The 13371-nt window shown below is 32.6% G+C and carries 11 protein-coding genes, 1 pseudogene and 1 riboswitch; of the genes and pseudogenes, 6 read left to right on the top strand and 6 right to left on the bottom strand.

Annotated features, from left to right (window positions below; genetic code table 11):
- The first annotated feature begins 818 nt into the window (after positions 1-818).
- Complete coding sequence (locus CD127_RS00060) at positions 819-1259, top strand: GNAT family N-acetyltransferase (RefSeq protein ID WP_103365310.1); 441 nt, start codon at positions 819-821, stop codon at positions 1257-1259.
- A gap of 119 nt (positions 1260-1378) precedes the next feature.
- On the opposite strand, the gene CD127_RS00055 is transcribed toward CD127_RS00060, so the two are convergent.
- The 5 genes from CD127_RS00055 to xpt form a co-directional block, all read right to left on the bottom strand.
- On the bottom strand, positions 1379-1846 hold the full coding sequence (locus CD127_RS00055) for a hypothetical protein (protein ID WP_103365309.1): 468 nt from the start codon (positions 1844-1846) through the stop codon (positions 1379-1381).
- Positions 1847-2024: 178 nt separating this feature from the next.
- Entirely contained in the window at positions 2025-3566 is a 1542-nt protein-coding gene (gene guaA / locus CD127_RS00050; protein WP_103297763.1) for a glutamine-hydrolyzing GMP synthase, read from the bottom strand.
- A gap of 174 nt (positions 3567-3740) precedes the next feature.
- Positions 3741-5207 (bottom strand): IMP dehydrogenase, encoded by a 1467-nt coding sequence (guaB, locus tag CD127_RS00045; protein ID WP_103297764.1) that lies wholly within the window; start codon positions 5205-5207, stop codon positions 3741-3743.
- A gap of 38 nt (positions 5208-5245) precedes the next feature.
- Positions 5246-6514, bottom strand: coding sequence for a xanthine permease PbuX (gene pbuX, locus CD127_RS00040; protein ID WP_103297765.1), 1269 nt, complete (start codon positions 6512-6514; stop codon positions 5246-5248).
- The gene (gene xpt, locus CD127_RS00035) at positions 6511-7092 is read right to left on the bottom strand and encodes a xanthine phosphoribosyltransferase (RefSeq protein ID WP_103365308.1); all 582 of its coding nucleotides are present in this window, start codon (positions 7090-7092) and stop codon (positions 6511-6513) included. The genes pbuX and xpt overlap by 4 nt, the downstream gene beginning before the upstream one ends.
- A 253-nt stretch (positions 7093-7345) precedes the next feature.
- Positions 7346-7448: riboswitch (purine riboswitch) on the bottom strand.
- Positions 7449-7660: 212 nt separating this feature from the next.
- On the opposite strand from xpt, the gene CD127_RS00030 reads away from it, so the two are divergent.
- From CD127_RS00030 to CD127_RS00015, 4 genes and pseudogenes are all read left to right on the top strand, one after another.
- Complete coding sequence (locus CD127_RS00030; protein WP_103365307.1) at positions 7661-8068, top strand: general stress protein; 408 nt, start codon at positions 7661-7663, stop codon at positions 8066-8068.
- A 161-nt stretch (positions 8069-8229) separates the two neighbouring features.
- Positions 8230-8895 (top strand): hypothetical protein, encoded by a 666-nt coding sequence (locus tag CD127_RS00025; RefSeq protein ID WP_103365306.1) that lies wholly within the window; start codon positions 8230-8232, stop codon positions 8893-8895.
- Between the two features lie 118 nt (positions 8896-9013).
- A pseudogene (locus CD127_RS00020) lies at positions 9014-9502 on the top strand (DNA-binding protein); the annotation flags it as partial.
- 346 nt (positions 9503-9848) lie between these two features.
- Positions 9849-11237, top strand: coding sequence for an L-cystine transporter (locus CD127_RS00015; RefSeq protein WP_103365304.1), 1389 nt, complete (start codon positions 9849-9851; stop codon positions 11235-11237).
- Positions 11238-11324: 87 nt separating this feature from the next.
- On the opposite strand, the gene CD127_RS00010 is transcribed toward CD127_RS00015, so the two are convergent.
- Positions 11325-12080 (bottom strand): NADPH-dependent oxidoreductase, encoded by a 756-nt coding sequence (locus CD127_RS00010; protein ID WP_103365303.1) that lies wholly within the window; start codon positions 12078-12080, stop codon positions 11325-11327.
- Positions 12081-12237: 157 nt separating this feature from the next.
- On the opposite strand from CD127_RS00010, the gene CD127_RS00005 reads away from it, so the two are divergent.
- Positions 12238-13017 (top strand): 2-keto-4-pentenoate hydratase, encoded by a 780-nt coding sequence (locus tag CD127_RS00005; RefSeq protein ID WP_103365302.1) that lies wholly within the window; start codon positions 12238-12240, stop codon positions 13015-13017.
- The last annotated feature ends 354 nt before the right edge of the window (positions 13018-13371 follow it).

Raw genomic sequence — 13371 nt, 5'->3', positions numbered from 1 at the left:
TTCAGCTACTCAATTCTTTTTTAATAAATATAAACTTCATTCTTTATAGTCATAATTTATATTTTTTATTACTAAATAAAAAACGTTTAACCGAGGAATAGCTCGATTAAACGTTGGTGGATAAAATGAATTTTTTAGTTATCTATAAAATAACACATTTTTGAGTGTGTGCATGTAACAATTCTGTGAAGCCTCTTAAATCTTGTTTGAAAATAAGTGCTTAATTCAACATAAATGATGCTTAACCTTTGGTTAAAGGTTGTAAATCTAACCACTCTCAATGATAATATACCTTGTAACACATTATTGCAATAGACCAACATCATTATAGAGAAAAGTTATATCATAAAATGTAACTTAACACCATCACAGAAAGGACATCTATATGCAAAACTTCAAACACTTCACTCTTATTTCCGTATTAATGACTATTTTAAGCGGATTTATTGTTTATACTACGCTTTTCACCAATTTATATAATCAAACTATTTTCAATTTTTGGTATTGGCCAGGAGCCTTAATTATTTTCCTAACACTTATTTCAAATACATTATGCTTATTGTTAAGTATGCACATCCTACTTAATGCCATATTGTTAGTTTTCAATATCGTTTTACTAGTAATATTTACTTCACCATTTTTACTTATTTAATTTTATTAATGATTAATTGAAGCGTTTTTTATAGCCTGCAATTATTTTTATTAATTCATGTATGTTCTATTTATTCACCTATGAAAAAGGGTATTTATATAGTGAATCATTGATCGCATATACATACGTTCGAAATTTCATACATATTATGAAGTAGGTGTTAATATTGATAGAACATTTAGAAAAGAAAAATCGAAAAACCCTGAAAGTATTAGCTAATATTTGGCTTAACGCAAATATAGACTCTCACGCTTTTATAAATAGCCGTTATTGGATTGATAACTATAGCAATATGTTGAAGTCAGTAAAAAGAGCCAATATATATGTTTATAAGAAAAACAACCTCATTGTAGCCTTTTGCGGATTAGAAGGTAATTACATTAAAGGTTTATTTGTTAAAACAGGATGTAGAAATGAAGGCATAGGCACAGCGTTAATGCATCATTTAATGACAAGATATGAAGAATTAACTTTAAAAGTCTTCGCCGAAAATAAGAAAGCCATCCATTTTTACGAAAAACTCGGTTTCATTACAATCGATACTAATATCGATACCCTAGACAACAAAGAACTTCTAATGAAATGGACCAAGCCTACGACTGAATAAAACCTAAATGACCCCTAAATGAACCCCTCTAATTATAAAGATTAGAGGGGTTCATTATTCTTATTTTTTATCCCTATTCAATCATAAGCTTTAATTTATATAACATAATATTATGTTTATTAATATCCTGCCTCAGCTTTTTCTCTATCAGTTCTAGATTTCCAATCAGCAAAACTCTCATCTTCATCTGCATAATTCCATGCAGCTCCGCCTCCGCCAGCTCCACTTGCTTTTTGTTCAGGTGTTAAATGAGTTAACGCGTATTGACTTTGTTTAGCATTTAGATAGTCTTGATATTCTTTACTGTTAATATTCTCATTATTAGAGTTACTATTTGATATATTATTATTTTGTGGGTTTGTGTTGGTTTCAGTCTGAATCTCTTGCTGATTATTAGCATTGCTTGAAGCTTCTTCGATATTAGTATTTTTATCTTTTGAATCCTTACCTGATTTCTTTGATTTCTCTTTCTTTTTTACTTCTTGTTTATTTTTTGAATCTTTACTATTATCACTATCATTATGACCACATCCAGTTAATAATAAAGTGATCGCTAAACTAGGTACTACTAAATATCTAAATTTCATATTTTTCATTCCTTTTATTTTTTAATAATATTGTAACACAATATATTAATTATTGTCTCAAAAATTTTTATAATAAAATTAAATATTTAATGTCCTAATTTTTTCCTTATTCTAATTTACAAACTACAAAAATAACCCTCTAACAACAACGGTTAGAGGGTTTCATTATTCTTACCTTTTATTCCCACTCAATTGTACTAGGTGGCTTAGAAGTAATGTCATAGACAACGCGGTTAACGTGGTCTACTTCATTTACGATACGACTAGAAATCTTTTGTAAGACTTCCCAATCGATACGCGCAAAGTCACTTGTCATACCATCAATTGATGTTACTGCACGAATACCAATTGTGTAATCATACGTACGGTAATCACCCATAACACCTACTGATTGAATACCTGGTAAAACTGTGAAGTATTGCCAAATCTCTCTTTCAAGACCTTCTTCACGGATAACTTCACGTAAAATCGCATCTGATTCACGCACGATTTCTAATTTATCTTCAGTAATTTCGCCTAACACACGAATACCTAAACCAGGACCTGGGAATGGTTGTCTCCATACTAAATGTTCAGGAATGCCAAGTTCGATACCTAATTCACGTACTTCATCTTTGAATAACGTATTAATTGGTTCGATTAATTCAAATTCCATATCTTCTGGTAAACCACCAACATTATGGTGAGATTTAATCGTTTGAGCTGTTTTAGTACCTGATTCGATGACGTCAGTATAAAGCGTACCTTGTGCTAAGAAGTCGACATCCGTTAATTTAGCCGCTTCATCATCGAACACATACACAAACTCATTACCGATAATTTTACGTTTTTGTTCAGGATCAGAAACACCTTTTAATTTATTCATAAAACGGTCTTTAGCATTCACACGAATGATATTCATATCGAAGCCTTCACCAAATTGCTTCATAACCATGTCCCCTTCGCCTTTACGAAGTAAACCATGATCTACAAAGATACATGTAAGTTGGTCGCCAATTGCTTTATGTAATAACACAGCAACTACAGATGAATCTACGCCACCACTCATTGCGCATAACACTTTACGGTCGCCAACACGTTCACGAATCTTTTCAACTTCAATTTCAATAAAGTTCTCCATTGACCATTCGCCAGTACATTCACATACACGACGCACGAAGTTTCTTAATAAGTCATTACCATATTCAGTGTGACGTACTTCTGGATGGAATTGCACGCCATAAATACGACGTTCTTTATCTTCAATAGCAGCATAATTCGTACTTGGACTATCTGCAATCACTTCGAAACCTTCTGGAATTTCGATAACTTTGTCAGAGTGACTCATCCACACCGTTTGTTCATCTGGTAAACCGAAGAACAACTCGTCAGATTTAGCATTAATAGTTGCTTTACCGTATTCACGTGCGTTTGCGCGTTCTACTTTTCCGCCTAAAAGTTTAGTCGTCAATTGCATACCGTAACAAATACCTAGCACCGGAATACCTAGATTATAAATTTCAGGATCAATTGTAAATGACCCTTCCTCATAAACCGAATTAGGTCCGCCTGAAAGGATAATACCTTTAGGATTCATGCGCTTAATTTCTTCGATAGAAATCTCATGATCATGCAACTCACTGTAAACGCCCATTTCACGAATACGACGCGTAATAAGTTGGTTATATTGACTACCGAAGTCTAAGACAAGAATCAACTCCTGCTCTTTAGCCATTTCCATAATTGTGAAGCTCCTTTTAATTGATTTTATGTAAATAATAGAGAAACGCTTTCCCCCACGCGCACTTTTTAAGTTATTTTTTGAAAATGAACAACCTATTTTACAGACGCATGAGAATTGAAAAGCGTTCTCTTAATTTTATCTCACAAGACTACCTAGCAATTTCACTCTAAACTAGAATGAATAGTTAGGTGATTCTTTAGTAATTTGTACGTTGTGTGGATGACTTTCTGCTAAACCAGCAGGGCCCATACGTGTGAATTGTGCTTCTTCACGTAATGTTTTTAAGTCTGGTGAGCCAGTGTAACCCATACCAGCTCTTACGCCACCCATAAGTTGATAAACCGTATCTTGTAATGGGCCTTTATAAGCAGTACGTCCTTCGATACCTTCAGGAACAAATTTTCTAGGAGATTTGTCTTCTTGGAAGTAACGGTCGTTTGAACCTTTTTCCATAGCACCTAAAGAACCCATACCACGATAAACTTTATATTGTCTACCTTGGAATACTTCAGTCGCACCTGGGCTTTCTTCAGTACCAGCTAAAAGACTACCTAACATTACCGCATGTCCGCCAGCTGCTAATGCTTTGATAATATCGCCAGAGAATTTAATACCACCATCAGCAATAATAGCTTTACCGTGTTTACGTGCTTCAGTCGCACAATCATATACAGCTGTAATTTGAGGCACACCTACACCTGCTACTACACGTGTTGTACAAATTGAACCAGGCCCGATACCTACTTTAACTACGTCAGCGCCCGCTTCAAATAATGCGCGTGTCGCTTCAGCAGTAGCAACGTTACCTGCCACAATTGTAATTTCAGGATATTTTTCTTTCATTTTCTTAACTTGTTCGATTACGCCTTTAGAATGACCATGTGCTGTATCAATAATTAAAGCATCTACACCTGCTTCAACTAATTTTTGCGCACGAACTTCAGTATCTTTAGACGTACCGATAGCCGCTGCAGCTAATAAACGTCCATGTGCATCTTTTGCTGCATGAGGGAATTCAAGTACTTTTTCAATATCTTTAATTGTAATTAAGCCTTCTAAACGGCCATTTTCAACTAAAGGTAATTTTTCAATTTTATGTTCTTGTAGAATCGCTTCTGCTTCATCTAATGTTGTGCCAACTGGAGCTGTAATTAAATTTTCTTTTGTCATAACATCAGAAATTTTGATTGAAAAGTCTTCAATAAAACGTAAATCACGATTCGTAATGATACCAACAAGTTTTCTTGATTCTTTATCACTCACGATAGGTACACCTGAAATACGATATTTACCCATTAATGCTTCTGCTTCATAAACACTTTCTTCTGGAGTTAAGAAGAATGGGTTCGTAATAACGCCATTTTCTGAACGTTTAACTTTTTGTACTTCATCAGCTTGCTCTTCAATGCCCATATTTTTATGAATAACACCTAATCCGCCTTGACGAGCCATAGCAATCGCCATTTTAGATTCAGTTACTGTATCCATCCCAGCTGAAATCACTGGAATATTTAATTTGATTCTATCTGATAATTCAACACTTAAATCAACATCGCTTGGTAATACGTCTGACGCAGCTGGAATTAATAAAACATCATCAAAAGTTAATGATTCTTTAGCAAACTTATTTTCCCACATTTGTAATACAGCCTCCATTTTTTGTATAGTTAGTCCTATTATTTCACATTTTCTTCGTTTTGTTTATATTTTATACCGTTAAAAAAGAAATTAAGAATGATTGCAGAAATTGCCCCTAATACAATACCGTTTTGAGTTAGCCAAGCAAATTGTTCACCTAATGCTTTAAAGGCTTGAGGTACTGCACTTATACCCGTTCCTAAACCAACAGATACGGCAATAATTAATAAATTATTTTGATTTTTAAAATCGATATGGCCTAAGATACTCACACCATAAGCCATTACCATGCCAAACATAGCAATCATTGCGCCACCTAATACAGGTAAAGGAATGATATTAGCTAAGGCACCTAATTTAGGTATGCAACCACAAATTAGGAGTAAAACAACCATGCCATAAATAATGTTATTTTTCTTAGCACCCGATAAAGATACTAAGCCTACATTTTGAGAATAAGCAGTATAAGGGAACGAGTTAAAAATCGATCCTAAAATAATCGCTAGACCTTCCGCAGTGTAACCCTTGCGGAAATCTTTGCGTTCAAGTTGTCTGCCAGTAATCTCACTTAACGCATGATAAACCCCAGTTGATTCTATCAAGCTGACAATAGCCACAATAGTGAACACTAATGTCGCTCCTACATCAAATCCAAATCCTGAAAAACGGAATGGTCGAGGAATACCGAACCAATGCGCTTGACCTACTTGATTAATATCTACTAACCCAAACACACTAGCTAAAATCGTTCCTATCACTAAGCCAATAAGGATAGCGATAGATTTTAAAAAGCCAGTCGTAAATCGTTGTAATAAAAGAATGACGACTAATGTTACGCCACCTAAAATTAAATTCTTAGGATTGCCGTAATCTTTCGCACCTTGTCCTCCAGCTAAATAATTCATGGCTACAGGCATTAAATTGATACCTATAATTGTAACAACACTTCCTGTTACGACAGGAGGGAAAAATTTAACTAAATATGAAAAGAAAGGTGCAATAATCACTACTAAAATACCAGATAAAAATAGCGAACCATAAAGGACGTCTAACCCTTTAGTTTGTCCGATTAATATCATTGGTGCTACCGCTGTAAAAGTACAACCTAGAACAATAGGTAAACCTGTTCCAGTAACTTTATTCGCTTGTAAAAAAGTAGCGACCCCACACATAAAAATATCTACAGTTACTAAGTAAGCAATTTCTTCAGGTGTAAATTTAAGACTAGTCCCTACAATAATAGGTACTAGAATCGCCCCTGCATACATTGCTAATAAATGTTGAAGGCTTAAAATAAAATTTTTCATTCATCGTCACCTAGTAAAGTAACTTTGTTTCCTTTAAGAGAAGCTACTTTACATAATGAAGAAACTGTTAAACCTGCTTCTTCTAATCTTTGTCGTCCATCTTGGAAACTCTTTTCAACAACAATACCAACACCTACTGTTTCAGCTTTGGCTTGTTGTGCAATATCATATAAACCTAAAGATGCATCTCCATTAGCTAAAAAGTCATCGATAATTAAGACTTTATCATTTTCACCTAAAAATTCTTCAGATACGATAACCGTACTCGTTTTATTCTTAGTAAATGAGTGAATATCCGTACTATAAAATCCATCTTTCAATGTGCTTGGTTTTGCTTTTTTAGCAAATAAACAAGGCACGTCAAAATGTAGTGAAGCCATAATTGCTGGCGCGATACCTGACGCTTCAATCGTTAAAATTTTAGTAATACCTTTATCTTTAAATTGATCGTAAAAAGTTTTACCAACTTCATACATTAACTTTGCATCAATTTGATGATTAAGAAAACCATCAACTTTTAATATCTTTTCATCAATTACGACGCCATCCTCTTTGACTTTCTGTCTAAGCGATTCCACTTTAAAACCTCCTCAAAATATATACAAAAAAATCCTAAAACTTTGAAAAGTTTCAGGATCTATGAGTGAACAGGCAATACATCGTAGGATAAACACTTAAATAGCGATTAGTTTAAATGTATCACTCTAAAACCACTTTAAAATATAATTTGTTCAATCTCATAGAAAAGCTGTAGCTATATACCTGCTTCCAAAGTTAAACAATGCTATATGTAGTATTTCTAGGTGACCATTTAAAAACGTCTTTCCTTGAATTATATTGTACTGTACTCATAGTCATGTCGTTTGCGGCAACATGGTAGAAACTCCTAAAGCCATATTCTTTAGATTATATGAGCGATATAAATTATTATTGATAATAGCAAATTTTTGCGTTCTTTTCAATATTTGAAAAAGAGATAAAGCCTAATATGATAGCATTTGTAGATGTAAGCGTTTCATTGAATGATGTCTACCTATATTTGTAAACTATTCTCATTTAATTATATAATTATTGTAGATTAGTTTTATAAACATTCATTAGGGTATATTTTTATTAAAAGTAGGACGAAATTGGAGGGCGAAGAATATGCCAGATATTACAGTAGTAGATAATCAAGATGAAATTTATAACGTTATTGATAAGAAGAAAGCTGAAGGCTATTCAGAAAATGAATTAACTGTTGTAAGTAAAACTAAATTACATTTAGACGACTTACATGATTCTCAAATTACACTAATGGCTACAAGTGGTTCGTTTAGCGACCGTATGTCTAGATTACTTACAGGCGAAGACGGGGAAGAAACAGTTTTAACTCGCTATAAATTATCTGACGATCAATTAGAAAAGTACAAAAAAGAAGTACTTAATGACAGAATTTTAATTGTTGCTAATAAAGATAACAGTTCTCATGATGAAGTAGAAGAAAATAACTCTGCTTATGAAGAAGTTGATATTACTCATTATGCAAATGAATCTAAAGGTCCAAAATCATAAGATAACCTAAAAACTTAATTATTTATCACCGTAAAATGAGCTTATATTTAAGTCTGTTTTGCGGTGTTTTTTTAATTGTCATTAATATTTACGTTTTTCTTAATGATAGCCTACTTTACAAATGTGCTATACTAAAACAAAAAATTGTGGGGGGTGACATTATGAAATTTCATACTATCCAATCTTTTAACGACGACTATTTTAACAAGGCAGTAGATTTTTACAATAAGCAACTCGATATTGATTTTTACGAAGATAGCTCAATAGTAAAAAAATCTTTGCAAAACAATAAAACTGAAAATGATTATGCTTTCATTGTAGGCTTGGATGAGGAAGAAGTAGTTAGCATAACGACTGCCCATTATGAAGCGACAACGAACTCGGCATTCTTAATTCACTTACTAGCTATAAATAATGCTAGTCACGATGAAATAATTTCAGAAACGCTTCAAGAAATCGAAATTCAATTAAATAAACTTTCTAATAAAGTTCATTCCAGAGATATTAATTTTATAATGGTCGAAGTCCCTAAAGAAATAGATAATAATGATCAGAATGAAGCGTTATTAGAAAAACGTGTGCATTCGCTTTTAACTAATGGTTTTGAAAAGCAAAGCGAAATCGAATACTTACATCCTAACTATTCGCATGAAACTTCTCCATTTGAAGTTGATTTATTTATTAAATCAAATATTGAATTAACGAAGGATATTTACCCAGCAAGTGTTAAATCAAATTACATTCTTAAGTACGTCTTTGCAAATGGCATTTCGAGAGATATTATTTATCCCCTCTTAGAACGTATGAATTTACGCTTGCCTCTATAAGAACACTTGAAATGAGCGATATAAAGGGTTAAACTAAATAGCAAGGTTAGACTGACGCGTCACTGACCGAAGACCGACGTCAGTGTAAATAAATATAGAAACGAAAGGACTTTCAGCTATGTTAACTAAAGAATTCGCTCAACGTGTCGACCTAAGTGAAAAACAAGTCCGTAAAATTGTGCAACATTTAGAAGAACGTGGTTATCAACTTAGCAAGACAGAATATCGTGGTCGTGAAGCCACTGATTTTAAAGAAGAAGATATCGAATTATTCCAGGATATCGCGGAGAAAGTTAAACAAACTAATAGTTATGATTTAGCGTTTGAAGAATTAGAAAAAGAAAAAGATTTTTTACAAGTCATCGTTAAAGAAGACAATGAACAATTACCTGCTGATAATAGCGTGGCTCAATTAGTAGACGACTTACGTAATGAAATTCAAAAAATGCGTGAAGAACGTCAAATGCTTGGGCAAATGATTAGTCAAGTCCACCAACAACAAAATGAATTAAAAGAACTTCAAAGTCAAATTACTAATAAACTTGAAGCTAATAATCAATCTTTACAAGCGATTCAAACGTCTCAAGAAGCTATTCAAAATGCTCAAAAAGAGCAATCTGAATACACTAAAAATGATTTAGTTAAAGAGATTAACGATAATAACCAAGAAGCGATTAAAAATACAGCTTCAATGAATAGATCTTCAACAGAGAAAAAAGGTTTTCTAGCTAGATTATTTAATCTTTAATATATAGTTTAATTCAAACCATAGTCTATAAGGACTGTGGTTTTTTCTTTTCGAAAATAAAAATTTAGGTATTAAAATTTTATTCGAACTACATTTTTAATAAATATAATTTTATTTTTTATTATAAGCTATTGAAATAATATTAAAACAATACTATCCTTATTAAGTAAATCGGAATTAAATTACATCAAAGGAGATTCGCTTTATGGGGACTTTTTTTACAGTTATTAACATTGTCATAATGATTGCCTTTCTTATTGGCTTATTCTTTATGGCAAAAAAACATGTTTCCTTCCCTAAACGTGTATTTACAGCTTTAGGCTTAGGAATTGTGTTTGGTATTGCTTTACATTTAATTTATGGTGTTAATTCAAAAGTACTTGAAACAACAACGGATTGGTTCAGTATTGTAGGCGACGGTTATGTTGCTTTATTACAAATGATTGTTATGCCTTTAATATTTATTTCAATCGTTTCTGCATTTAGTAAGATACAAATTGGGGATAAATTCGCTAAAATTGGTTCTTATATTTTTATGTTCTTAATTGGTACTGTAGCTATCGCGGCTATAGTAGGAATTTTTTATGCCATTGTATTTGGTTTAGATGCATCAAGTATTGATTTAGGTAGCGCTGAAAATGCTCGCGGAAGTGAAATCAGCAGTAAAGCTAAAGATATAACAGCTAACACTTTACCTCAACAAATCTTAGAATTATTACCAAGCAATCCGTTCTTAGACTTCACTGGTCAACGAACTACTTCTACAATTGCGGTAGTAATATTTGCGATATTTGTAGGTTTTGCATATTTACGTGTAGCACGCAAACAACCTGAAAATGGTAGCTTGTTAAAACGTGGTATTGATGCTATTTATTCATTAGTAATGTCAATCGTTACTTTTGTTTTACGCTTAACTCCATATGGTATTATAGCGATTATGGCTTCAACTATTGCTACAAGTGATTTTGCAGCGATTTGGACATTAGGTAAATTTATGATTGCTTCATATGCTGCTTTAATAACAATGTATATTATTCATTTAATTATTTTAACAATTATGGGAATAAATCCTGTTCGCTATGTTAAAAAGACGTTTGAAGTGCTTATCTTCGCTTTCACATCAAGATCAAGCGCAGGTGCACTACCATTAAACATCCAAACACAAACACAACGTTTAGGTGTACCAGATGGTATTGCTAACTTCTCTGCCTCATTTGGTTTATCAATTGGCCAAAATGGTTGTGCAGGAATTTATCCAGCTATGTTAGCTATCATGGTAGCGCCAGTAGCTAAAGTTGATGTAGATTTACCATTTATTTTGACTCTTATTGGTGTAGTAGTAATTAGTTCATTTGGTGTAGCTGGTGTAGGTGGCGGTGCAACATTTGCATCTATTCTTGTACTATCAACGCTTAACCTTCCAGTCGCTTTAGCCGGTGTACTTATTTCAATTGAACCAATTATTGATATGGGACGAACTGCTCTGAACGTTAATGATTCGATACTAGCAGGTACTGGTACAGCTAAATTAACTGGTAACCTCGATAAAGAGAAATTTAATTCAAATCATTATGGAGACTTATCTACTCAATAATTAATAGGTATTAAAAAGCGTAGCCAACATTCTAGTATGATTAATATATTAGAATGATTGAGCTACGCTTCTTTATTTATAATAGCCTTATCGTTTCATTAAACCTGCTTTATTTAATTGTTCCAACATGTCTAAACGTGTTTTTCCACTTAAAAATCCTGCCACTTGTTGTGACCAAGTTTCAGAACGTTCACCGTTTGTACGTTCTTTATAATAGTTGCTAACTGTTTCATCATATTGGTTTAATTCTTCATTTTGTTGTTTTTGATTACTGTTATAAACATTCTTGTGAAAGACATGTTCAAATGGTAGACGTGGTTTTGGCGCCCCATTTTCATCATCGGCAGGCTCACCTACTGCCATTCCAAATAAAGGAAAAGCATACTCTGGTAAGTCTAAAATTTCACGAACACGGCCAACGTCATTACGTAAAGAACCTAAATAGACAATACCGTATCCCATATCTTCAGCTGTTAAAGCAATATTTTCAGAAACAAGAGCAACGTCAATTGCTCCTACTAATAATCCTTCTGCTGATTCAAAAGATGTTTCCATATTATAATCAACTTTTTCATTAATTAAACTATGGCGATAATAGTCTAAAACAAAAACAAATAAGTAGCCATTGTTTACTACATGAGATTGACCTGAAACTTCTTTTAATTGTTCTTTAATTTGAGGATCATCAATACCAATAATTGAATATGTTTGTAAATAACTAGATGTAGAAGCATTTTGTCCAGCTTCGACTAGTTTTTTTACTATATCTTCACTTAAAGGTTTATCTTTAAATTTTCTTACTGAATGGTGTTTTTTAGTTAAATCATAAACATGATTTGACATTTTATTCACTCCTTATCATCTACTGAATATATCGTAACAAGTTATGCTTGTGTTTGTCTTGAAAGCCACCTTTCTCTCTTTAATAAAAAATTTGCATGCTTGTATTTTTAAAGTTATCATAATAGTAATAATTTTCAGATATTTAAGGAGAGATATTATGCCTCAAGCTAACAAAGAAATTTTAAACGCCCTATACAAAGCTTTTATTTCTAAGAAACCTATTGAATTTGTCAGTAAAACACATGACATTAGTGAAGAAGAAGCATATAAAACTCAAGTTGATTTAATTGAACAACTTGAAAAACATGAAAAAGCTACTGTGAAAGGTTATAAAGTGAGTATGACTAGTGCTGCTACCCAAGCTATAGCTAATACGCACGAGCCTGCTTACGGTACAATCTTATCTACTCAGGTTGTTGAAAGTAACGCCACAGTATCTTTATCAAACCTTTTTGATCCATTATTAGAACCAGAAATTATTTTCGAACTAACTGCTGATTTACCTGAAGATGCTACTAATCAAACTATCTTAGAGAGTGTAAAAATCGCAGCAGGAATTGAAGTCCCAGATGCACGTTATAAAGATTGGTTCCCTAATTTCACATTAGGCGATTTAATTTCAGACAATACTGCTACAGGATTAATTGTCGTTGGGGAACGCGTTACACCTTTAGAATATAAAGAATTTGCAGACATTAATTTAGAATTATTTAAAGATGAGAAGCAAATTGAAAAAGGTCATTCAAGTGAAGTATTAGGTAATCCTATTGAATCAGTAAAATGGTTAAACAAAAAACTGCATGCTCATGGCAAAAAATTAGAAAAAGGACAATTCATTTCTTCAGGCACATTTATCTCTCCATTACATTTAGAAAAAGGCACTTACACTGCTAAATATGAGAAAGTTGGTAATGTTACAGTCGAGGTAGTAGATTAATTATATATCAAGGTCAGGATAGCGTAGATTCCTGGCCTTTATGCTTATTAAGATGAGAATCTAACAATCGTACCAAGTGCTTACCATCAATTTCTTATCTCCTACACTATATATAAACGTTCCTTGCTTATGTTTTACTTCTTCATTTTCAAAAAATAAATCTTCTCTATTATCAAATACAAATGTTTAGTTGAGAATGATAATGGATAATTGATAGTAAGAAGTATTTGTAATTTACAATATTCATTTAAAAAATATAAATTTAAATACTTCTTAACTATCTTAACAAATTATATAAAAACCCTTATTTAACAGTATTTAAGCAATATTTCGTTTCTCACAAGTGTATTAAGT

It is taken from the genome of Staphylococcus petrasii, assembly GCF_002902565.1.
In the GTDB taxonomy this organism is placed as follows: Bacteria; Bacillota; Bacilli; order Staphylococcales; family Staphylococcaceae; genus Staphylococcus; species Staphylococcus petrasii.
The sequence above is the reverse complement of the archived record's forward strand: the minus strand, read 5'-3'. Positions and strand labels throughout refer to the sequence as shown.

Bases quoted from the DNA above. Each gene is read 5' to 3' on its own strand.
- CD127_RS00055 (WP_103365309.1), bottom strand. From the start codon at position 1,846: ATGAAATTTAGATATTTAGTAGTACCTAGTTTAGCGATCACTTTATTA.
- guaA (WP_103297763.1), bottom strand. From the start codon at position 3,566: ATGGAAATGGCTAAAGAGCAGGAGTTGATTCTTGTCTTAGACTTCGGT.
- guaB (WP_103297764.1), bottom strand. From the start codon at position 5,207: ATGTGGGAAAATAAGTTTGCTAAAGAATCATTAACTTTTGATGATGTT.
- pbuX (WP_103297765.1), bottom strand. From the start codon at position 6,514: ATGAAAAATTTTATTTTAAGCCTTCAACATTTATTAGCAATGTATGCA.
- CD127_RS00030 (WP_103365307.1), top strand. From the start codon at position 7,661: ATGCCAGATATTACAGTAGTAGATAATCAAGATGAAATTTATAACGTT.
- CD127_RS00025 (WP_103365306.1), top strand. From the start codon at position 8,230: ATGAAATTTCATACTATCCAATCTTTTAACGACGACTATTTTAACAAG.
- CD127_RS00015 (WP_103365304.1), top strand. From the start codon at position 9,849: ATGGGGACTTTTTTTACAGTTATTAACATTGTCATAATGATTGCCTTT.
- CD127_RS00010 (WP_103365303.1), bottom strand. From the start codon at position 12,080: ATGTCAAATCATGTTTATGATTTAACTAAAAAACACCATTCAGTAAGA.
- CD127_RS00005 (WP_103365302.1), top strand. From the start codon at position 12,238: ATGCCTCAAGCTAACAAAGAAATTTTAAACGCCCTATACAAAGCTTTT.